At 38.6% G+C, this 23,724-nt stretch carries 16 protein-coding genes; 7 read left to right on the forward strand and 9 right to left on the reverse strand.

Translation table 11 applies throughout. From position 1 onward, the window contains the following. Window positions 1-52 precede the first annotated feature (52 nt). Both AAOP42_RS18510 and AAOP42_RS18515 read right to left on the reverse strand, forming a co-directional pair. The gene (locus AAOP42_RS18510; RefSeq protein WP_349530063.1) at window positions 53-2,455 is read right to left on the reverse strand and encodes a 3-hydroxyacyl-CoA dehydrogenase/enoyl-CoA hydratase family protein; all 2,403 of its coding nucleotides are present in this window, start codon (window positions 2,453-2,455) and stop codon (window positions 53-55) included. After that, window positions 2,439-2,909, reverse strand: coding sequence for a MarR family winged helix-turn-helix transcriptional regulator (locus AAOP42_RS18515; RefSeq protein WP_349530064.1), 471 nt, complete (start codon window positions 2,907-2,909; stop codon window positions 2,439-2,441). The genes AAOP42_RS18510 and AAOP42_RS18515 overlap by 17 nt, the downstream gene beginning before the upstream one ends. Before the next feature lie 178 nt (window positions 2,910-3,087). Here AAOP42_RS18515 and AAOP42_RS18520 point away from each other — a divergent pair, with 178 nt between their 5' ends. Together AAOP42_RS18520 and AAOP42_RS18525 are read left to right on the forward strand one after the other, a co-directional pair. Beyond that, entirely contained in the window at window positions 3,088-7,461 is a 4,374-nt protein-coding gene (locus AAOP42_RS18520; RefSeq protein ID WP_349530065.1) for a DEAD/DEAH box helicase, read from the forward strand. A gap of 172 nt (window positions 7,462-7,633) precedes the next feature. Next, the gene (locus tag AAOP42_RS18525; RefSeq protein WP_349530066.1) at window positions 7,634-8,401 is read left to right on the forward strand and encodes an acyl-CoA desaturase; all 768 of its coding nucleotides are present in this window, start codon (window positions 7,634-7,636) and stop codon (window positions 8,399-8,401) included. A 78-nt stretch (window positions 8,402-8,479) separates the two neighbouring features. Here the strand turns inward: AAOP42_RS18525 and AAOP42_RS18530 are convergent, their stop codons facing one another. The 4 genes from AAOP42_RS18530 to AAOP42_RS18545 form a co-directional block, all read right to left on the reverse strand. Next, entirely contained in the window at window positions 8,480-9,529 is a 1,050-nt protein-coding gene (locus tag AAOP42_RS18530) for an SMP-30/gluconolactonase/LRE family protein (protein WP_349530067.1), read from the reverse strand. 23 nt (window positions 9,530-9,552) lie between these two features. Then, window positions 9,553-11,931 (reverse strand): response regulator, encoded by a 2,379-nt coding sequence (locus AAOP42_RS18535; protein ID WP_349530068.1) that lies wholly within the window; start codon window positions 11,929-11,931, stop codon window positions 9,553-9,555. Window positions 11,932-12,030: 99 nt separating this feature from the next. Continuing rightward, window positions 12,031-13,023 (reverse strand): bifunctional heptose 7-phosphate kinase/heptose 1-phosphate adenyltransferase, encoded by a 993-nt coding sequence (locus AAOP42_RS18540; protein ID WP_349530069.1) that lies wholly within the window; start codon window positions 13,021-13,023, stop codon window positions 12,031-12,033. Further along, window positions 13,023-14,219: a pyridoxal phosphate-dependent aminotransferase gene (locus AAOP42_RS18545; RefSeq protein ID WP_349530070.1), complete on the reverse strand. Its 1,197-nt coding sequence runs from the start codon at window positions 14,217-14,219 to the stop codon at window positions 13,023-13,025. Before AAOP42_RS18545 ends, AAOP42_RS18540 begins: the two co-directional genes overlap by 1 nt. A gap of 153 nt (window positions 14,220-14,372) precedes the next feature. Between AAOP42_RS18545 and AAOP42_RS18550 the strand changes: the two genes are divergently transcribed. The 3 genes from AAOP42_RS18550 to AAOP42_RS18560 all read left to right on the forward strand — a co-directional run bounded on the left by AAOP42_RS18550 (window position 14,373) and on the right by AAOP42_RS18560 (window position 17,776). Continuing rightward, window positions 14,373-15,437 (forward strand): outer membrane beta-barrel protein, encoded by a 1,065-nt coding sequence (locus AAOP42_RS18550; RefSeq protein ID WP_349530071.1) that lies wholly within the window; start codon window positions 14,373-14,375, stop codon window positions 15,435-15,437. 204 nt (window positions 15,438-15,641) lie between these two features. Continuing rightward, window positions 15,642-16,142, forward strand: coding sequence for a thiol peroxidase (gene tpx / locus AAOP42_RS18555; RefSeq protein ID WP_349530072.1), 501 nt, complete (start codon window positions 15,642-15,644; stop codon window positions 16,140-16,142). A 281-nt stretch (window positions 16,143-16,423) separates the two neighbouring features. After that, window positions 16,424-17,776, forward strand: coding sequence for an Nramp family divalent metal transporter (locus tag AAOP42_RS18560; RefSeq protein WP_349530073.1), 1,353 nt, complete (start codon window positions 16,424-16,426; stop codon window positions 17,774-17,776). 31 nt (window positions 17,777-17,807) lie between these two features. Here the strand turns inward: AAOP42_RS18560 and accD are convergent, their stop codons facing one another. Continuing rightward, window positions 17,808-18,653: an acetyl-CoA carboxylase, carboxyltransferase subunit beta gene (gene accD / locus AAOP42_RS18565; protein ID WP_349530074.1), complete on the reverse strand. Its 846-nt coding sequence runs from the start codon at window positions 18,651-18,653 to the stop codon at window positions 17,808-17,810. Between the two features lie 130 nt (window positions 18,654-18,783). Next, window positions 18,784-20,001, reverse strand: a complete 1,218-nt coding sequence (locus tag AAOP42_RS18570) for an NAD(P)-dependent oxidoreductase (RefSeq protein ID WP_349530075.1) — start codon at window positions 19,999-20,001, stop codon at window positions 18,784-18,786. Window positions 20,002-20,022: 21 nt separating this feature from the next. On the opposite strand from AAOP42_RS18570, the gene AAOP42_RS18575 reads away from it, so the two are divergent. After that, window positions 20,023-20,634 (forward strand): methyltransferase family protein, encoded by a 612-nt coding sequence (locus tag AAOP42_RS18575; protein WP_349530076.1) that lies wholly within the window; start codon window positions 20,023-20,025, stop codon window positions 20,632-20,634. Between the two features lie 101 nt (window positions 20,635-20,735). Continuing rightward, entirely contained in the window at window positions 20,736-21,569 is an 834-nt protein-coding gene (locus tag AAOP42_RS18580; RefSeq protein ID WP_349530077.1) for an HAD-IIA family hydrolase, read from the forward strand. Between the two features lie 92 nt (window positions 21,570-21,661). Here the strand turns inward: AAOP42_RS18580 and AAOP42_RS18585 are convergent, their stop codons facing one another. Then, complete coding sequence (locus tag AAOP42_RS18585; protein WP_349530078.1) at window positions 21,662-23,641, reverse strand: tetratricopeptide repeat-containing sensor histidine kinase; 1,980 nt, start codon at window positions 23,639-23,641, stop codon at window positions 21,662-21,664. Window positions 23,642-23,724: the final 83 nt, after the last annotated feature.

Genomic DNA, 23,724 nt, shown 5'->3' on the forward strand with positions numbered 1-23,724 from the left:
AGATTAATGATTTTAAAAAATCAGTATTCAAAATATTTTAATTGAAAAAAACCTAGTTTCTGAGTGGTTTGCCCTTGAATAATATACTGTGAATTCTTTCCAAAGTTTTTGGTTCTCCGCACAAACTCAAAAAGCACTCCCGCTCCAGGTCAAGTAGATATTTTTCAGAAACCAAAGTCGGATAAGATAAATCACCTCCATTCATTACCCAGGATATTTTTCTGGCTATTTTCATATCATGTTCGGAAATATAATTTCCGTATTTCATGCCAACCAGACCAGCTTCAAACATTGCAAGGCCTACTTTTCCTTGAACTTTGATATCCGTTCTCTGTGTCTGTTCAGTATAACCGGAATTTGCCAACTCCAATGCTTTCGCTTTGGCATCTGCTAAGAGTCTTGACCTGTTTAAAGTAAATTCGTCAGACGGTCTGATAAAACCAATATTTTTTGCCTCTTGTGCTGAAGTACTCACTTTAGCTGTAGCTATGGTCATAAAATGATCCTGAAGTTTATTCAACTCCGAATCACCGGGAAAATATGAGTCTGATGCACGAAGTGTCATTTCTTTGGTTCCACCTCCACCTGGTATTAACCCAACACCAACTTCTACCAGACCCATATACGTTTCTGTATGTGCTTGTATAGCATCCGAATGTAATGACAGTTCACAGCCTCCCCCAAGTGCCATGCCTGAAGTGGCCACCACTACCGGAATTGATGAGTATCTTGCCCGCATCATCGTGTTTTGAAACTGAGCAATCATCATATTGATCTCATCAAATTCCTGATCTCCGGCGTACATAAAGAGCATTGCCAGATTTGCTCCGGCAGAAAAGTTTTGCCCTTCATTTCCAATTACCAATCCACGAAAATCTTTCTCTGCAGTACTGATACCAGTATTTATTCCTTCAAGAACTTCCTGACCAAGAGAGTTCATTTTTGAGTGAAATTCCAAGTTCAAAATGCCATCTCCAACATCATACAATGTAGCTCCAGAATTTTCCCAAACTTTATTGTTTTCTTTGAATGCATCCAGAATAATCAACCCTTCGGTTCCCGGAACTACTTTATACGTTTTTGACGGAATGTCATAATAAAGCTGTTTCCCCTTTTCGAATTTATAAAAGCTCTCGTTACCTCCGGAAAGCATTTCATCTACCCAAGGAGCTGGTGCTAATCCGGCATCTTTCATTTTCTGTGCCGTCTCTCGTACACCCAAAGCATCCCATGTTTCAAAAGGTCCCATTTCCCATGCGAACCCAGCAGCTACCGCCTGATCGATTCGAAACAGTTCATCTGCTATTTCCGGGATACGGTTAGTGCAATACCGGAACATGTCATAGAATGTGGCTCGGTAAAACTCGCCCGCTTTGTCATCATAGTTAACCAGAATGGAAATTCTTTCTTTTAGATTCTCTATGTCTTTAACTGCACCTACAGAATCAAAATTTGCCTTTGATCTTGAGCCATATTCATAGGTTTTCAAATCTATCTCCAGAATGTCTTTTTTCCCTTCAGGTGAAACCGTTTTTTTGAAATAACCCTGTTTGGTTTTATCACCAAGCCATTTCCTGTCATACATTTCTTTTACAATTCCCGGCAGTTTAAATCCTTCTCTGGACTCATCATCTGGCAAACCTTCATAAAGATTGTTAGCAACGTTCACTGTTGTATCCAAGCCAACAACATCCATTGTCCGAAAAGTTGCGGACTTTGCGTGCCCAACGATTGGGCCTGTTAGTTTATCAACTTCTCCGACAGTCAATCCCATTTTTTCTACGGTATGCATTGTAGAAAGAATGGAATAAATACCTATCCTATTGGCAATAAATGCCGGAGTATCTTTACAAAGCACTGTTTCTTTACCCAGAAAAAGGTCACCATAGTACATTAGAAATTCCACTATTTTCGGATCAGTAGATTCCGTAGGAATTATTTCCAATAAGCGCAAATACCTTGGAGGATTAAAAAAGTGGGTGCCACAAAAGTGTTTTTTAAAGTCCTCACTTCTTCCTTCGGCCATAAGATGAATAGGAATTCCAGAGGTATTTGAAGTAACCAATGTTCCAGGTTTTCTAAACTGCTCTACTTTATCATAAACCAATTTTTTGATTTTCAGATTTTCGACCACCACTTCGATTACCCAATCATAATCTGCAATTTTCGGGAAATCATCGTCAAAATTACCGAGGGTAATTAATGCTGAATCTTTGCTATTGTAAAGTGATGCCGGCTTTTGTTTCAATGTCGTTTGAAATGCGTTGTTCACAATTCTGTTTCTTACGGCCTTGTCATTAAGAGTTAATCCTTTCTGAGTTTCCTCCTCCGTCAACTCATTTGGCACTATATCTAAGAGCAAAACTTCAACTCCAATATTTGCGAAATGACATGCTATCCGGGAACCCATAATCCCCGAACCAAGTACTGCAATTTTTTTAATGGGTCTGTTCATTTTCTATAATTTCGATTTGATCCAAAACTTTATTTTCTTCAATTGTATTGTTGATAGTATTCATTACTTTAAAAAAGATATCCAGCTCCTGTTCGGATACATTTTCTCTTACTTTCTCATTAAAATATATAACGGCATTGCGAGAAAACCTTCTCTTTTTTTTACCTTCTTCCGTCAGGTGTATGAGAACTGATCTTTTATCCGACTTATCTTGTACTTTATATATGAACCCGTTGGCTTCCAGATTTTTCAACATTCTGGTCAGGCTTCTGGCTTCCATGCCAAGCATTGGTGCTATTTTAGTTGCAGGCGTACCGTTTTCCATGTCAATATTCAAAAGGACAAATCCAATAGAAGCGGTTATCCCTCTTGCAGATGCTCCCTGGTTGTACATTCTTGAAATTGCATGCCATACGGATTTAATGTGATAGTCAACAGTCTCTTCCTTTTTCATATAGAATAGTATTGGTTTTCAAATATACATAAATATGTTATGCGCGCATAACATATTTTGATTTTAAATTAGAACCTTGCAAAGCACAATTGAGTATCACACTACATAACGATTTACAGCAAACAAGGCTAATTCACTTTCAGTTATTCACTATATTTAAGGCCGTTATTACTCCAATTTGAAATCATCAAAAGACATATTATATCAGTCATTTCATCCCATAGTTTCCAAATGGTTTATTGATACATTTGGTAAACCTACAGAAGTACAGAATGAAGCCTGGCCCGCAATCAAGGAAGGAAGACATGCACTTATTTCTGCCCCAACAGGATCAGGAAAAACCCTTGCTGCTTTTTTCTCGGCAATTGATGAGTTGATAAAGGAATCCGAAAATGGTGGACTTCCTCAAGAAAACAGGGTGCTTTACATATCACCACTTAAAGCCCTGAGCAACGATATCCACAGAAATCTGGAAGTTCCATTACGGGAAATTCAACAAAATTTTGTGATGCAGGGCAAAAGTGTACCAGAAATAAAAGTTGCTGTACGTACTGGTGATACCCCTGCTTCTGCCCGAACGGCTATGGTAAAAAAACCTCCTCATATTTTAGTCACTACACCCGAATCATTGTATTTGCTGCTAACCAGCGACGGAGGAAGAAAAATGCTCAGCACTACGAAAACTATTATCATTGACGAAATCCACGCCATGTTGGGTGATAAGCGAGGATCTCATCTTTCTCTTTCCATAGAGCGGTTACAGTCATTGGTAGGTGGTAAGCTACAGCGTATAGGACTGAGTGCCACACAAAAGCCAATAGATATGGTAGCAAAATATTTAGTAGGAAACAACAACATCAAAAACGGTGTGCCCAATTGTACCATCATCAATACCGGAAACAAAAGAAATCTGGATTTAACCATTGAAGTACCGGAATCGCCACTTTCCGCTGTAATGGAAAATGAGGTTTGGGGGCAACTCTATGAGCGGTTGGTTAAGTTGGTAAAAAACCATACTACCACACTCATATTTGTCAACAATAGGCGTCTGGCAGAACGGCTTGCCGTTGCGTTAGGTGAAATGCTGGGAGAAGAACATGTGACTTCACACCACGGCAGCATGAGCAAGGAACACAGGCACCAGGCAGAACAAAAACTCAAAGCCGGATTACTGAAAGTATTGGTCGCCACCGCCAGCATGGAGTTGGGAATTGATATTGGTTCGGTTAGCCTGATCATCCAAATTGCATCTCCTAAAAGTATAGCAGCTTTTATCCAAAGAGTAGGACGGAGCAATCACCACGTAGGCGGTATTCCAAAGGGTATTATGTTTCCCTTGACCCGAGATGAGCTAGCAGAAAGTGTGGCATTGTTTGACAGCATTCGTAGAAATGAACTGGATAAAATCATTATGCCTGTTGCTCCACTGGATATCCTCAGCCAACAAATAGTGGCTGAAGTAGGCAATGCCGACTGGGAAGTAAATGAGCTTTTCGAACTCTTCAAAAATGCCTATCCCTACCGCAGTTTGACGAAAAATACCTTTATGGAAATCATCAAAATGCAATCGGAAGGGTTTTCAACCAGAAGAGGCAGAAGGGGTTCTCATATCCATTTTGATGCTATCAATGGTATAGTACGTGGCAGAAAAGGAGCAAGACTGATGGCTTTGACCAATGGCGGATCCATACCGGATATGTTTGAATACGACGTAATGCTTGATCCACAAAATATAAAAGTAGGCACTATCGGAGAAGATTATGCACTTGAATCCCTTCCTGGAGACACTATAACATTAGGAACCCATACGTGGCAAATATTAGGAATCGAAGGACTGACCATGAAGGTAAAGGATGCCACAGGCATGCCGCCAACTATTCCATTCTGGCTTGGCGAAGGACCAGGGAGAACATTGGAGTTGAGCGAATCTGTCTCAAGACTGAGGACAAAGCTGGATGAATTGCTGGAGCAAGACCCTTTGCCACGAATGAAAGAACAACAGACTCTCGATATTAGCGAGAACCTGGCATTGCGCTGGTTGATCGATGAGGTTGGAATTGGAGAGGCTCCTGCTGAACAACTGGTAAATTATTATTATGCCGGAAAAGTTGGTCTTGGGGTGATGCCCACAAGAGACACAATCGTATTAGAGCGGTTTTTTGACGATGTGGGTGATATGCATTTGGTCGTTCATTCTCCGTATGGAAGCCGGCTGAACAGAGGATGGGGCTTAAGTTTGAGGAAAAAATTCTGCCAAAGCTTCAACTTCGAACTACAAGCTGCCGCCAACGAAGATGCCATCATTCTTTCCTTGAGTAGCTCACATAGTTTTCCTCTTGAAGGCGTTTACAAATATTTGAACAGTAAAATTATACGGGAAACCTTAATTCAGGCGATGCTTGATGCGCCAATGTTTGAAGTACGCTGGAGGTGGAATGCCACCAGAGCTTTGGCAATCCAACGCAATAGAAACGGCAAGCGTGTGCCACCACAATTCCAGCGCATGAATGCCGAAGATTTAATTGCACAGGTGTTTCCGGATCAAATCGCCTGTTTTGAAAATATTGATGGGGAAAGAGAAGTCCCGGATCATCCTTTGGTGAACCAAGCCATCCATGATTGCCTCACTGAAGCAATGGACATAGATGAGCTGGAAGAATTGATGGGGAAAATCGAGCGCAAAGAACTGAGACTAGAAACCCGTGACTCACGGGAACCTTCACCTTTTGCCCAAGAGATTATCAATGCCAAACCTTATGCTTTTCTGGATGACACAGAATTTGCCGAAAGGCGTGTACAAGCAATAAGAAACAGAAGTTGGCTCGATCCAACAGAAGCCAATGATCTGAGCCGGCTTGACCCGGATGCCATCCAACGGGTGAAAGAGGAAGCTTGGCCTCATGCCGATTCCCCGGATGAATTACACGATGTATTGAGCATTCATGGTTTTGTAACAGCGATAGAGGGCAAGAAAAACAGCTGGGAAAAATACTTTGACCTATTGCGGATAGAAAACCGGGCAACATTTATCCCAGCTCAGAAATTATGGATTGCAGCAGAGCGAACACCGTATTTCAATGTCATTTTTCCAAATGGAAAATACGAGCCTAACATTCAACTTCCTGAAGTTTTCAAAAAAGAGGAATGGACTTTTGAAAATGCCTTAAAAGAAGTTGTGAGAGGAAGACTGGAAGCATTGTCAATAGTTACTTCCAAACGACTTTCTGAAGAAATTCAAATTCCTGTAAATCAAATAGAATTGGCACTGATCGCTCTTGAGGTCGAGGGGTTTGTCTTTAGAGGAAAGTTTACTCCCAACACAGAAACCGAAGAATGGTGTGAAAGGCGATTGCTGCACAGGATACATAAATATACAATCGAAAGCCTTCGCAAAAGCATAGAGCCTGCTTCAAAAGAAGACTACATGCGCTTCTTGTTTGACCACCATGGTTTGAACGAAAAGAAAGAAAGTGCACAAGCCCTGGAAAAAATGCTGGAAAAGCTGGAAGGTTTTGAAGCACCTGCCGCTGCTTGGGAAACGGACATCATTCCTGCCAGAATTGAAAACTATGACCCAATATGGCTGGATGTTTTATGCCTGTCTGGCAAGTTGATTTGGGGAAGATTTAATCAACCAAAAAATAGCAATAAAAAAACATCGGGAACTATAAAAAGTTCTCCTATCTGCCTTATAGAAAGAAACAACACAGATATGTGGCGAATTATGTCCACACATTATCCTACTGACCCAGAGCTCTCTTCGACTGCCGAAAAAATCTATCAGGTATTAAGAGACAAAGGTGCTTCTTTTTTTGCAGATATTTCTACCGAAACCAAGTTGCTCAACAATCAGGTAGAAAATGGCATTTCTGAATTGGTAGCCCATGGGCTGGTCAACTCTGATAGTTTTATCGGACTAAGAGCCTTACTTACACCAAATTACAATAAACCCTCAGAATCAAACCGTCGGAAAAAACAAACAACTTTTTCGATAGAACATGCCGGAAGGTGGGCAGTAATTCCTCCATTTACCGGCACGGATCAGGACAAGCTAAATTTTGAATACCTGGAAAAACTCATATTCATTTATGTAAAAAGATATGGAGTGATTTTTAGAAAAGTGTTGGAGAAAGAGGGTTTTGCTCCACCGTGGAGGGTTTTGATCAGGGTATTAAGACGGCTGGAATTGCAAGGAAAGCTTCGGGGAGGTAGATTTATTTCGGGTGTATCAGGAGAACAATTTGCAACCCCGGAAGTGGTAAAGGAACTTCGCAAAATCAAGAACAAACCCAAAACAGATCAGTTGGTGGTTTTAAGTGCAACAGACCCTGTTAATCTACTTGGCCTGATACTACCTACAGGAAAAGTCAGCAATATCACAAACAACAGGATACTGTTTTTAGATGGCATTCCTATTGCGGTTTTGGAAAATAAAGAGGTCAAATTTCTCAAGCAATTTGACAAAAAGACAGAATGGAAATTACAAAATGCCTTAATCCAGCGGTCATTCCCTCCCAAACTTAGGGCCTATTTGGGGAAGAATTATAAGTAAAAACACTTAATCAGAAGATGCATTTATGGCATATGCTGTTTTATTAAGCATATTTTACCGATCTTTGCAAACGAGTCAGGATTGTAAAAAAATAAATTATAAATAATTGACTGTTTTTGTCACAAAAGGCAATCGCACCTGTCTTAGTTATAAATAGAATCGTAAAAAAATTATGGAAATAGCAATTTTTATGTTCGTGCTGTGGTATGGCGGACTGTTCTTTCAGACTTTCTTTCTGCACAGGTACGCAGCGCATCAAGCGTTTACAATGTCAAAAACTACGGAAAAAGTGTTTTTCGTTTTAACATGGATATTTCAAGGATCAAACTATCTGAGTGCATACGGTTATGGCATCATGCACAGAATGCACCATGCATTTGCAGATACTCCTGAAGACCCTCACTCTCCAAAATATGACGAGAGTATCATGAAAATGATGTGGAAGACCAAAACAATATATTCCGGGATTACCAGCAAAACTATAGAGGTTGACAAGAGATTTACTCAAGATGTACCGGAATGGCCTGCATTCGACAAGTTTGCGAGATCATGGGTATCAAGATTGGCCTGGGGTGCTTCTTATTTTTTCTTTATCAATCATTTTGCAACTGCATGGTGGCAATACCTTTTGTTGCCAGTGGCCTGGTTGATGGCTCCTATTCATGGAGTAATAATCAATTGGTTTGCTCATATTTACGGATATGTTAATTATAAAGTAGGAGACACTTCTAAGAACCTGCTGCCATTCGATTTTTTGATGATGGGAGAAAGCTATCACAACAACCACCACAAACATGGTACACGTCCAAACTTTGGTGGTGTGAGATGGCACGAAATTGATCCTACCTATATCATAATCCTCTTGCTAGATAAAATTGGAGTAATTAAGTTGAAACCTCAAATGGCTGTAGCCAGAGATCAGGTCAAAAAAGCAGCATAAAAAAATACTATAGCATTATTAAAAAAAGGGTTGAAAACTTTTCAACCCTTTTTTATGCTTAAATTTTATCTTTATGGATTATAATTTAACTCTCAACAAATAGCTATGAGCAGTCATATACAAGTACTTGTAATCTGCTGAAAATGTACAGTTAGCAGTAGCCTGACCCGTTTTTATTTTCCCCAGCAACTTACCTTGTGGTGAAAATATCCAAACTCCTCCAGGCCCGGTAGCAAACAGGTTCCCAGATTTATCGACAGCCATTCCATCAGGCAATCCGGGTGATTCTGCTACACTGGTAGTAGCATCATAAAATATACGACCATTGGCGAAGCTTCCTTCTTCGGTTAAGTCAAACACGATCCAATATGCTTTTTTAGGGTCTGAATTGGCTACATATACGTACTTTTCGTCAGGAGAAAGTGCAATCCCGTTTGGCCGGGTCAAATCCTGAAACATCAACGTTGTGGTACTGTCTTTAGCAGACCAGCGATAAACACCCTGAAAGTCTATCTCCTTTAGTGGGTCTTTAACGTTAAACTCCAACCCATAAGGCGGATCAGTAAAATAGATATCCCCACCAGAGTGAACCGCAAGGTCATTTGGGCTGTTCAGTTTTTTGCCATCATACCCGTCCGACAATGTAATGAAGTCAGGCTTTGGATCTGACAATTCAGCATTCATAACCGCTATTTGCCGATTGCCATGTTGGCACAAAAACAATTGTTTTTCAGCATTTAGCATCAACCCGTTTGATCCCGTCTCCCCTCCTCTTTCTTTTTCGCCAGTATAACCGGATGGAGTCAGATACACACTTATACCTTCCCCCTCTTTCCATTTATGAATGGTATTTTTAGGAATGTCGCAAAAAAGCAAATAATCTTCTTCTGGTATCCAGACTGGCCCTTCTGTCCACATAAACCCTTCTCCCAACACGTCTATAGAAGCATCTTCATTGATCATCTTTTTAAAAGCCGGATCAATTATTTCAATACTGCCCTTTGAAGGGTGAAAAGTGTTTTCTTTCCCTGGCTCTTCTTTTTTGTTCTTAGCAGTAGGAGAACAATAAGTAAGAGCAATAATTGAGACTAAAGACAAAAAATAGTGAATGATTTTATTAGTAATCATGATTTGTATAGTTGAGTGACTTATTATCCCATTTGTAATTTAATCTTATTGTACAAATCATCTGGATCAAAAGGCTTAGTAATATAGTCATTCATCCCACAGCTGAATACTTTATCGCCTACATCCAACATCACAGATGCAGTAAGCGCAACTATTGGGGTCTTCAAACCTTGTTTTCTCAATTCCGATGAAGCATCATATCCGTCCATTACCGGCATTTGCAAATCCATTAGGATCAAATCATATTTAGAAGAGGCTGTTTTTTCAATGGCTTCCCTTCCGTTTTCTGCTACATCTACATTGATTTTCCATTTGGACAAAAACCTTTTGGCCACCATCACATTTACCGGATTATCTTCTACCAAAAGTACATTTTTGCCTGCTAAATCTACTTTTTCTTCTACTTCAGTAGCTGATGGCAGCACCTGAATTTCACTAATCTCAAACGCCTGTGTAAAATAAAATCGTGACCCTTTCGATTCCTGACTAAATAAGTTGATTTTGATGTTTTGTAAATCAAGTATCCGCTTGGTGATCGCCAGACCAAGACCTGTGCCACCAAACTCTCGTGTGGTAGAAGAAGATGCCTGAGAGAAACTATCAAAAATTGAAGATTGTTTATCTTTCGGAATACCAATACCAGTATCTTCTACCAAAAATTTTATAGCTACTTTTCTCATAGAACTGGTCACCCTGAGTAATGACAAAGTAACACCTCCTGTGCTCGTAAACTTTATTGCATTTCCTATTAAATTGGTCAGAATCTGGCTCAATCTCAAGCCATCTGTTATTATTCTATTTGGAATTTTATCGTCAAAATTCAATTTCAGATAAATTCCTTTTTCTATCGCTTTGGATTCAAATGCCCGAATAATATTCTCTGCCAATTGGCGGATATTAACGTCGCGCATTTCAAACTCAATTTTACCAGCATCGAGTTTGCTATAGTCAAGTACATCATTGATTAATACATGAAGGTGCTCTGCAGAAAATTTCAATGTTCTCAAATCCTCTACATGACCTTCTTTAGGTTTGTCACTTATTAAATAGTTGGTAAGCCCGATAACAGCATTTAAAGGGGTTCTGATTTCATGAGAAATCATGGACAAAAAGTCTGAGCGAGACTGAGCGGCTCTTTCGGCTTTCTTTTTAGCCAGCTCCAGATTTAATGTGTATCGGTAAAATAAAATAATAGACTGAAAAAAGAAGAACTGTTGAAAACCAATAAAATATAGTGTTCGTACAGGCTCTGTAATTCCCAAATATGCAAGTATGGTATGTGATATAGTCAGAAATAAAAACAATGTACTGACTAGAGAAAGTTTGGATCCTATTCTATGGTATGCCGTAGCGAGAACGTAAGTGTAAAACAAATATATAAATGAGAGTAAGACATAAATGCTATAAGGTGTAGCAAAATTGGTGAATACAGATGGTGGAAAGAATAAAGAAATTATTATCAGAGTCACTCCTAAACCCAAACTGACCTTCACAAACAGCCTTGAGGTTTCCGCCTTGTATAAGTGATACGAATAGAACACAAAAAAAACAGCACTCAGATACATGGTAATGTATTCCAACCGTAAAGTCAAAATCCAGGGAATATCCGGTACCAGATAGTGCAATGTATAAGTGTCCGAACCTATGGATCGGTAACTATAAAAAAGTGAAAAAAGGGAAAAGTATAATATTTGTTTTTCATGCCTGCCAAACCAATACAAAACCATGAAAAACAAGCCTATAAAAAACAAGCTGGATCCCATGATCAAATCAAAAGCCTGAGTTCTTTTGTTTACCGACTGAAGGAAATCTTTTGTTCCAATAGCAAGATTTTTTGAGGCTCCACCTTTGCTATGGCGAAAATTTGCTATTTGTAATATGATATCTAACGTATCGCTCGTTACACGCAGGTCATTCGTTTGGGGTTGCCAGTGAGGCAAGGATGTTTCTTTTGAGACACCCACATGTCCATTCGAAGTAACAAAGTCTCCATTGATAAACAAAAAATACGAACTATAAAGCTGTGGAATTGAAATAGATAATTCAGGAGTAATAGAACTGAGTATTACTTTTAACCTATGGGTAGCATATCCTTCTGGGGTAATAAGGTTTCCTCCTACAGAATCATTTTGCCACAATTTCGGAAATTGACGATAAACTTTGCTCTCTTGACGGCTTTCTATATCTTCCAGGCTCAGGTATTCTTTCCAGTAAAATTCCCATTCTCCTTCTAAGTTGATCGCCGGCTGCTCAGAAAAATTCCAACCCCTTAGATCCAAAATCCCTTTTTTTGCAATAGGGATTTCTTTTCCAAATGCATTGATGGTTACTCCCAAAGAAATGATCAATACGAAAGGAAGAGTAAAAAAAAATTTAAAAGATGAAGTCGAAATTCTGTTCATTAAGATACATTATCCAATGATTGAATATGATGAAAAAATAGATAGAATACAAGTCAGATTACTTCTCATTCCTACTAACCCGACAATAATTACTGATTTCTAAGAAAGCCGCAGTGCGGATGATTCTTTAATAAACCGTTCTTTATCTATAGGAACTACACCCAGATATTCACAAACAAGCCCTCCTCCAAGGTTGGCAAGTTCAGCGATGAGATTGTCCGAAAGCCCCAAAGCTAAACATAAGCCAGCAATACTTACCACTGTATCTCCTGCTCCCGATACATCTGCAATTTTACGCAGGTGAGCAGGAATAATATGGCTTTTAGACGACCCTTTGATATATATTCCTTTTTCCGAGAGTGTAATCATCACATTTCTGTGGCCATACTTTTCCATAAAAGATTCTATGGTTTTGTCCAAAGAGACCTGAGAAGTTGGGTCAACTTCTGTTTTCAAACCATCATTAAGCTCTTTCAGGTTTGGTTTGAATAATGTTGAATTACTATAATGCTTAAAGTTTTTCTTTTTCGGGTCAACTATGGTTGGTTTTCCCTGATCGTTAGCCAGTTTAATGGTTTCAGAAATTACCCTTTTGTTGAGCGTACCTTTGTCGTAATCTTCAAAAATTACCAGATCAACCTCTTTCAACAAATTAGTAATATGGTCGATTAGAGTATTTTCTTCTATTGTATTTAATGAGTTGTCTGATTCTTCATCGATTCTTAGCATTTGCTGAGAGCCAGCCAACACCCGATGTTTAATCGTTGTAATTCTATTTCCGCTTTGTATAATCCCTTTTGATGAAATGTTTTGCTTTTGCAAAAGCTTAACAAACTTCTTTCCATCTTCATCATCACCAATCACCGAACAAAGTATAGGTTCAGCACCCAGTGCCTGTATGTTTAAGGCAACATTAGCTGCTCCGCCAAGTCTTTTTTCTTTTCTTTTGACCCGGACAACAGGCACAGGTGCTTCAGGAGATATTCTTTCTGCAGAGCCATAGATATATGCGTCGATCATCACATCACCAATGATCAACACCTTTAATTTCTTAAAAGCTTCAAATACCTCCTCTATAGAATTATAAACCATTAATTAAATGCTGAAAGCGCATCAGTAATCCTGGTGATTGCTTCTCTCAAATTTTCTTCCGAGGCTGCATAGGACAACCTGATACAATTTGGATCTCCAAATGCATCTCCCGTTACCAGGGATACATGGGCTTTATCCAGCAAATACAAGCAAAGATCTGATGCATCGTTGATGGTTGTTTCGCCATTTGACTTTCCAAAATAAGAACTTACATCAGGGAAGAAATAAAATGCTCCTTCAGGCATATTGGTTTTAAATCCAGGTACTTTATTGAGCAGGTCATATACCAAATCCCTACGCCTTTTATACTCTTTGGTCATTTCTACAGTAGGCCCAAGGTCTGTGGTCAGAGCTGTCAATGTTGCACGTTGAGCAATAGAGCAGTTAGCTGAAGTCAACTGACCCTGAATTTTGTTACAAGCCTTAGCCACCCATGTTGGTGCTCCTATATATCCAACTCTCCAGCCTGTCATCGCAAATCCTTTTGCCATTCCGTTGATGGTAATGGTACGGTCTATCATGCCAGGTATTGCACCAATACTTGCGTGTGCTCCCGAGTAATTGATGTGTTCATAAATCTCATCCGACATTACCATAAGTCCTTCATGCGCCAATACTACCTCAGCTATTTTTTCCAATTCTTCTTTAGTAAAAACTGATCCCGTTGGGTTACATGGTGAAGAGAAAATTATGGCTTTAGTTTTAGGCGTAATCGCTTCTTTCAACTGCTCGGCGGTAGCTTTAAAATCATCCTCAATTGATCCTTTAATCAATACTGGTATTCCTTCTGCCAACTCTATTGCAGCTGTATAACTCACCCAATATGGTGAAAATACAATGACCTCATCTCCCGGGTTAATCAGAGAAAGCATCACATTTATAATAGACTGCTTGGCTCCATTGGACACCACAATCTGATCCGGAGTATAGTCCAGGTTGTTTTCTTTTTTAAACTTATCACATATCGCTTTTCTCAAATCCAAATATCCATTTACAGGAGGGTAAGCGAAATATTTGTTTTCATCAATTGCTGCCTTTGCACCTTCCTGAATATGTTTTGGTGTTTTGAAGTCAGGTTCGCCTAAGCTCAAGCTTATAACATCAATACCATTTTCTTTGAATTCTCTTGCTTTTGCAGCCATTGCCAGAGTTGCTGACTCTGACATGTTCTTAATCCTGTCTGATAAGTTTTCCATGTAAATATAGTTTTGAGCCGCAAAATTAAGAACTTCGCTCAATTTGTCTAAATTATTTAAAAATTAATACTTTGACTGAATCCAACTGATTACATCAATACATTGTCTTAGTATATGTTAAATTTATAATAGAAGGATAAATACTTTGAACTTATGAAAAACTACAAAATCACTATTGTTACCTTGATCCTGTTGATGCAACCTCTTTTTGTTTTTTCTCAAAAAAGTGAAAACTTCTCATGGATGGGATATTTGGACGCCTATTTCGCATATGACTTTAATAAGCCTGTAAGTCATGATCGGCAATATTCTAATATGGCAGCCAGACACAATGAATTCAATATCAATCAGGCTTATTTTTTAGGGTCTTTTGAAAATGAAAAAATCAGAAGTGAAATAGGATTGCAAATCGGCACTTATGCTGATTTTAACTATGCCGCCGAGCCCTCTGATCTTTACAGATTGATATATAAAGCTTATGCAGGAGTTAAACTTTCTGAAGGAATATGGTTGGATGTAGGTGTTTTCCCCGGACATACCGGATATGAATCGGTAGAATCTCTGAGCAATGAAATATATACCAGAGCATTATCTACAGAATACACTCCTTACTACGAAACAGGAGCAAGGTTAACTGCTGAACTCTCCGAAAAAATTACCTTAACAGGAGTGGTATTGAACGGCTGGCAAAACATTGGTGAAACCAATAAATCAAAAGCATTTGGAATGAACATCAACTTCAAACCCCGTAATGATATTGAATTAAACTATGGCAACTATTTTGGAGATGAGGGGACAAGGTTTACGAGTTCGAAATACAGGGTTTACAATCATTTTTATTTCAGGCATCAAACAACCGACAAGTTTCATTACATGACAGGTTTTGACTATGGTACGCAAGAGCCTATTTCTTCCAACCAAACAGAATCCTTTTATTTTCTTACTTTCATAGCACAACATCGGGTGTCAGAAAAATTCAGCATTGCATTCCGTTTTGAGCAAGTCGATGACAGCCATCAAATACTAATCCCAACCAATGCAGCCAGTGGCTTCAACGGTCAGGTATATGCCATCAATTTTAACTACCACGTTTCCGAAAATGCGATGTTTAGAATAGAAGGAAAATATTACGACACCAAAGACATAATATTTACCGAAGGCCCGGAAAACAAATCAAGTAACGAGCTGATTGTTGGAGCTCTTGCGGTAAGGTTTTAGGATCAAAGCAAACGCATTTAAAAACAAATCCTCCTTACCGCACCAGTTGCGGTATATTTTAAAGTCACCGTTTACCCTAAGAGACCCCTGAACTAGTCCGGGGATAACAGGAATTTTTAAATGCGTTTACTTTGGTTTTAAGGCTGAAGGTACTTTCAATTAACTTTTTCATTGTTAAATTACACTTTCAAAAAAATATCTATTATGGCAACTATAACACTAAAAGGAAATACTATACACACCATTGGTGACTTACCTTCTGTAGGATCAAAAGCACCAGGGTTTGAATTGATAAAATCTGATCTGTCAAAATCCTCTTTGAATGATTACGCCGGATCAAAAGTTATACTCAATATTTTTCCAAGTATAGATACAGGGACATGCGCTACTTCTGTTCGCAAATTCAATCAGGAAGCATCTTCTTTGGACAATGTAAAGGTACTCTGCATCTCCAGAGATTTGCCATTTGCACACGGACGTTTTTGTGGTGCGGAAGGAATCGAAAATGTAATTACCTTGTCTGATTTTGTGGATGGTTCATTCGGAAAATCATACAACTTGCTGTTTGCAGATGGTCCTTTAGCAGGGCTGGATTCCAGAGCGGTGATCGTATTGGATGAAAATCAAAACATAATCTATACGGAACAAGTAGCAGAAACTACAGAAGAACCTAACTATGAAGCAGCCCTTGCTTCATTGAAATAATATTTGAAAACACTTTGCTGGTACTAGCTATCAGCAAAGTGTTTTTCACTCTCCTAATTATCCTTTCTATTATCAGGGCAAACGCATTTAAAAATTCTACTCTCCCCAGACTGGTTCTGGGGTCTGTTAGAGTTGCCTGTAATTTCAAGGGATACCGTAACTGGTACGGTAAGGAGGATTTATTTTTAAATGCATTGCCCTGTATCTATTATTAGTTAATTTGTTTGTAATCAGATTTTGCCCTATTTTGTACGGTTTTAGTAGAGCTATACACTATACAAATGACTGAAAATAACCCTTATGTATTGAATTCCGATTCAATACAAGAACCTCCTGTTTCATTAATTGACAAACTCAAATACCTCGGACCCGGTTTTATCCTTTCTGCTTCTATTGTTGGATCCGGTGAACTAATTGCCACAACGAGCCTGGGTGCCAAAGCTGGTTTCGTTACTTTTTGGGTGATTATAGTAAGCTGTCTGGTGAAAGTAGCCATTCAGGTCGAGTTTGGAAAATATGCCATCTATTCAGGTGAGACGACAATGAAAGCATTCAACCGATTGCCCGGCTTTAAAATAGGGAAAGCTCACTGGACAATCTGGACATGGCTGGGCTTGATGATCATCAAGTTTTTACAAATGGGTGGTATTGTTGGAGGAGCAGCACTTATTTTGAATATAGCCTTTCCTGATGTCTCTGTAATAGTATGGAGTTTTCTTTCTGCTATCTCCGTTTCTTTATTGATCTACAAAGGATATTATAAATTCATAGAGCAAATTTCGGTAGTGTTGATTGCAGCATTTACAATATTAACACTTGTATCAGTTGGTTTTGTACAGTACACGCCTTATGCTATTTCTTTGGATGAGTTTTTGAGTGGGCTAACGTTTAGTTTGCCTAAAGAAATGGTAATCGTTGCTTTTGGAGCATTTGGCATCACTGGGATCGGGGGAGACGAAATAATGTCTTACAACTACTGGCTTATCGAAAAAGGATATGCTGCCTACACAGGACCCCGAGAGGAAACCGAAAACTGGCGAAACAGAGCAAAAGGCTGGATAAAAATAATGTATCTGGATGCAGTAGTTTCAATGATTATTTACACCCTATCCACTGCTGCCTTTTACCTGCTGGGAGCTACGATCCTCAACCGGCAAGGATTACTTCCTGAAGGGATGGAATTGATAAAAACCCTTACCAGCCTTTATACTGAAAGCCTTGGCCCCTGGGCAAATATCATTTTTCTAATCGCAGCATTTATCGTTTTATATTCTACGCTGTTTGGTGCTTTGGCTATTTGGACAAGGCTTTTTCCTGATGCCTTCAGTCAAATTGGTTGGATAGATTTTACAAATACAAAACAACGCAAAAAAATCATTGCCATACTCGCCTGGTCATTTCCCTTTATCTGGGCTTCTCTGTTTTTACTTATGAAAGCTCCGGCCTTGATGGTACTCATTGGCGGGCTTACAACCTCAGTAATTTTGCTTATTGTCGTATATGCTTCGCTTTATTTCAGGTATAAATTTTTACCCGACTTTTTAAAACCAGGTCTTGCATACGACATGCTGTTTTGGACAAGTGTACTGTCAATACTTATTGTAGGAGCATACGGCATTTATCAGATCATTTGATAGAAAATTCAATCAAATGAAGCTGCAAAATTTAGTCTTTCGCCAGAATTTTCAATAGAGTTGTCAACTTGGTTTTCAGGTTTCTTCTATCTACAATGAAATCCAAAAAGCCATGCTCCAATACAAACTCTGAGCTTTGAAATCCTTTTGGAAGGTCTTTGCCGATCGTTTCCCTGATTACCCTGGGGCCTGCAAAACCTATCAATGCTCCCGGTTCGGCAATATTGAAATCACCTAACATGGCATAAGATGCGGTGACTCCTCCCGTTGTAGGGTCAGTCAATAGTGAGATATAAGGAATTTTTGCTTCTGAAAGCAATGCCAGTTTCGCCGATGTTTTAGCCATTTGCATGAGTGAAAAACCAGCTTCCATCATTCTGGCTCCTCCGGATTTGGAGATCATCAAAAATGGAATATTATTTTTCAAAGAGTAATCAATAGCTCTGGCGATTTTTTCACCAACAACAGAACCCATAGAACCACCTATGAAACCAAAATCCATACATGACACCACCAGGCTTCTTCCATTCATTTTGCCTACAGCACTTCTTACAGCATCTTTCAATCCGGATTTAGCCTGCGAGGCTACAATTCTGTCTGGATACGCTTTGGTATCAACGAATTTCAATGGATCACCAGACGAAAGGTTGGCATCAAGCTCCTCAAACTTGTTGTTATCAAACAATATTTCGAAGTATTCTGCCGATCCGATTCTTACATGGTAGTCGTCCCCAGGGGAAACATAAGCATTACTTTTAAGCTCCCTCATGTGGACAATGTTTCCACTTGGTGTCTTATACCACAATCCGTCTGGTGCTTCTTTCTTCGATGATGTTGGCGTTTGAATGCCTTTGTCTTTTCGGTTAAACCAAGCCATGTAATGATTTCTGTTTTAAGGGGAGCAAAGATATTGAGAAAATTACCTTTAATTCAAGGATTAACATTTTTATGATTTGAAGTTCTGAATTAAACACCGTAATAATACGCTTTCTTATCTGTGTCTGAATTTATTCTTTGCCATCTACATAATCTTGTAAATAAGCATATTCAGGTCTCAATTGACCATTTTCAGCAATAGTAGCCCTTTTGATAATATCATCTTTATCCTCACCTACAAGGTTTGGCAGCACATTAGCTAACAACTCTTTTCCAAAATCTTCAGAAGCATTTCGTGGCAACTCACAAGGCAGATTGTCCACAGCCATGACTGTTATGTTACCTTCATCAGACAATGGAGGTGCCACTTTATCCTGTGTTGGGTCAAAATCATAAATAGGATCCTCAATGGTTGCCGGGCGTTTCGTACTGGGAATAGATCCCTCAATATCACAGGTAATATCTGCAATTACTTTTATTTTGAAATCCCTGCCCAACATTTCTTCTCTGGTGAATAACACCGGAGCGTTCGGATTCCAGAATGCTGCTGCAATTAATATGTCAGCACTTTGATAGAAGTCTTTGAAGTCAGATTCAAATGCTTCAGGGTTCGAGAAAAATTCTCCCCGATTAAATAATTTCCCGTCTCTGTGTTTGTTGTAATCACGATTGTTAAGTTGGGTATAAACCGGTTCGTCAAAATATTTTGAAATAAACTCAGCCGGACTTACATTTCGAATACCTATGCCGTTCAGCACTTCCATAGCACCTTTGGCTACCCTACCTCCTCCGGTTACTACTATCTTAATTTTAGGAAGCTTTACTTTTTTATATTCAGTCTGTAAGTCTTCCAGATCAAAACATTCACTGGCCCGCCTGATATGAAAAAGGTTGTACCTTTTGCCATACGTCCAGATACCATTGTATGCTCCTACTATTCCCGCATATCTTCCAAAAGCAATTATCCTTTGAGAATTGATATTGGTGAGGCATTCATAGTCTATAAGCCGGATATTGTTTTTGAGCACTGCCCTAAGCAATTCCCGGTTGTATTCTTGTTTTTTTATGGTATGAGAAAAAAAGAAATACGTCTTATCGGGAATGAGTTGTGCAATGGGTACTTCTTTCACTCCAAACAATACATCACATGAACTTACATCATCGGTAAGTTCTATTCCATGAGAACTATAGTTTTCATCTTCGAAACACCGGACATTACTTTTCTGGCACACTACATTTACATCAGGAAAGGAGGATGCTATGCTATTTGCCTGAGCAGGAGTGATGGGTACTCTATGATCTACAGGTACTTTCCCTTCTTTTAGGATTCCTATTTTTATCTTTGGCATGAAATTATTACAGACTAAAATATGTATGCAAATATAATAGTAACGGTGCTACTCTGGACAATCTATTTTTTCCTACATAGCTTTCTTGCTGCCAGCAAGGTGAAAAAATTTGTTTGTCAAAATAATCCTTTGATAGCAGACTATTACCGAATAATGTATAGCATAGTATCCATTCTGGGTTTGATCCCAATTTTCTATTTCCTTGCTGTTACCCGATCTGCGTTTTTGGTCAAACAGACAGAAGTGTTGAAATATGTTTCCATGGCATTAAGTACCTGGGGTGTTATTGTGATCAAGCAATCATTCAAAGGTTACTCTATCCAAGAATTTCTGGGTATAAAAAATCAAAAAGAACAACTTTTGATAAAATCAGGATTACTTAAATACGTTCGTCATCCATTATATTCCGGTACCATTCTGCTATGTTTGGGATTTTGGCTCTTCATTCCAAACACATTGAATCTGGTAAGTATTATTTCTATTTTTATCTACCTCTTTATTGGAATCAGACTGGAAGAAATAAAATTGGTGAAAGAGTTTGGTGAAGAATATATTGCATACAGGCAAGAAGTTCCATCAATTCTTCCGGATGTTAAGCGCATTTGGGATGCAAGCCAACACTCAAATTCTTAAGTCTGCCAACAAAATATGTCACCTCGTGGATTTACAATTTAAGTCTCGGTTTTAATGCAATAACCTTGTGTTGTATTTAAAATAAATAAACTATTTTCAAAATGACACAAAATACCAAAGCAGAATTCGGATTCTTGTTAGACATGGATGGGGTTCTATACCGAGGTAAAGAATTAATAGATGGAGCAGCAAATTTTATCAACAACTTATTGGATCAGGACATTCCGTTCCTATTTCTGACCAACAACAGCTCACCTACTCCAAAAGACCTTAAAGTAAAATTGAAAAAATATGGTCTGGAAGTAGATGAAAGTCATTTCTATACCTGTGCTATGGCCACTGTTGATTTTCTTTCACTGAACAAACCTGAGGGAACAGCCTATGTAATTGGTGAAGGAGGCATTTTGACAGCTCTTTATAAAGCCGGTTACGGAATCACAAGCCACGATCCTGACTATGTTATAGTAGCTGAAGGTCGTACCATCAACTACGAAAGTCTGGAAGTAGCTCAAAATATGATTCTAAATGGAGCACACCTGATAGCTACCAATATGGATGAAACCTGCCCTACATCAGATGGTCACAGGCCAGGTTGCGGTGCATTGGTAGCCTGTTTGGAAAAGGCCACTTTCAAAAAAGCATATTCTGTAGGGAAACCCAGTCCATTTATGATGAGAGCTGCCAGAAAAAAACTGAATTTACAAACGGCACAAACCATCATGATTGGTGACACGATGGAAACTGATATCAAAGGTGCTGTAGAATTAGGATTTAATTCCATATTGGTGCTCAGCGGAAATACCTCTGAAATAGATTTGATTCACTATCCTTACAAACCAAAGTTCGTATTTAAGAATCTGGGAGAAATAAATTTAGATAAATTATTTTACCAGCTAGGTGGAAAACCGAAAATGATGGAAGTGGTTAATGCCTAAAAGTAAACCAATTCCCATTTTCCGGTAATAAGGCTGTTTCAAATGAATAACTGAAGCAGCCTTTTTTCTTATTTTCAAGTAAAAATGAATCATTACATTACTGGTATTTTCTCCTTATTCACAACAATGGGAATATTAATGGAAAAATGTGTTCCTCGTTGATTCACTGAAGTATCCACTTCCAAATCCCCATGAATAAGGTTGGTTCTTGATCGGATGTTTTTCCAGCCATTTCCTTTGCTTTCCGTAAGCTTCGACAGTTCAAAACCCATTCCATCGTCTTCGATGGTTAGGGTCACTTCCTGCTCATCTTTTGTCAATTGAATAGTCACTCTTTGGGCATCACTATATTTCATTATATTGTTGACCCACTCTTGTACTATCCTGTAAATTGATATTTCCTGAAGCTCTGTCAATCTTTCGTTCAAATCAAAAACAAGGACTTCAACGATCAATTTTTCCGAAGCATTCACTTTCTCGGCAAACTCTTTGAGTGATGGTTCCAGACCAAATTTCACCAAACTTTGTGGCATTAGATTGAAACATATATTTTTCAACTCATTATACATTTCATTCAGTATGGAAATGGATTTATCATAAATAGTACTTCTCTTCTCCAGATCATTTTGTTTCTCAATGCTCTCCACATTGAGCTTTAGGATAGAAATGAGCTGACCAAACCCATCGTGCAAATCCGTAGCAAAACGACTTCTTTCTTTTTCCTGACTGTCTATTGCAGCATTCAATTGCAATTCTTTGTTTTCTATGTCTTTTTGTTGGAGCCTGAGAAGCTGCTTTTTTTCCATCCGATTTTTCAGCAACATCCCTATGACCACCAACAGCACCAAACTGATTACCAGACCAACTATGATCGCTAAATTTCTCCCATTAATAGCAGTTTGTTTATCCAAAGCTATTTTTTGCGTAGCTATCTGGTTTTCTTTCTTTTCTGTTTCGTATTGGGTCTGTAGCTCGAATATATTTTTAGTCTTGGTTTCTTCAAACAACTCATTTTGGAGGTCGATATACTTTTCTTTGAAAATGTAGGCTGATTTGTATGACCCTCTTGCAAATTCAATTTGAGCATTTGCATTATAAGCATCCTTCAACATTTCTTTCGCATCTATTTCTTGGGCAAGATTTATGGCCGTCAATGCGTATTCAGATGCTTTAGGATAATTTTTTAATTTAAGAAGTAGAAAAGCCAGGTTTTTGGCATTGTAAGCTGCTTCGTATTTATTATCAAAAGAAACGTGCCTGTTGTAAGCGTCTGTATAATACGACTTTGCTTCTTGCATATTTCCAAGGCTGTCGTAAGCTATACCAATATTACCCAGCGAATAAGGCACATACCTTAGGTATCCCAATTTTTCATATCCGGCAATGGCATTCAACGAATTTTCTATGGATTCATCATATGCACCGGTTTGCAGCATGACAGAGCCAATGTTGCCAGAAGTAACTGTGATGCCAAATTCATGGTCAAGTTTCTGATAGATTTCCAATGAGCGCTGGTAATATTCCAGTACTTTCTTTGGCTCCTTTTGTTTTTTATATACAATTCCAATGTTTCCCAAAATATGTGCCTGCAATCCCATCTGTGAGGTCGATTCAGCAACACGCAAGCCTAAAAAATAAAATTTGAGTGCTTCCTGATAACTCCCTTTTTCGTCGTAAATGATTCCAATGTTGTTATACACTCTGGACAATTCTGAAGAATCATTTTTTGATAAATAAATTTCTGCCGACTTGTTTAAGATCTGAAGTGCTGTATCGTATTCACCTTTTACACGATAGTTGTCACCATTGCTGTTAAGTGAGGCTGCTATCAATTGTTTGTTTCCCAATTTTTGAGCCAGGAGATAAGCCTGCTGAGAATATGCCAATGCAGAATCTATATTGCTGTTTTTGTAGTTCCAACTCAATTCATTTAGAACCAACACAGCGGTGGAATCTGGAGCTGACACCAGTACATGCTGCAGACTGTCTATTACATTCTGTTGAGCATAGGCTTTATCATTTTTTATAAGAAAGAAAAAGAAAAGAAAAGCAATCAGTAATATTCGCCTCATAAGTCACACTATAGATAGAAAACAGCAGTAAATATAAAATACTAATCATTAATGACCGGATTAATGAACTCACTCTTATTTTT

This window comes from Reichenbachiella sp. MALMAid0571 (assembly GCF_040151475.1).
Classification (GTDB): Bacteria; Bacteroidota; Bacteroidia; order Cytophagales; family Cyclobacteriaceae; genus CAXBNB01.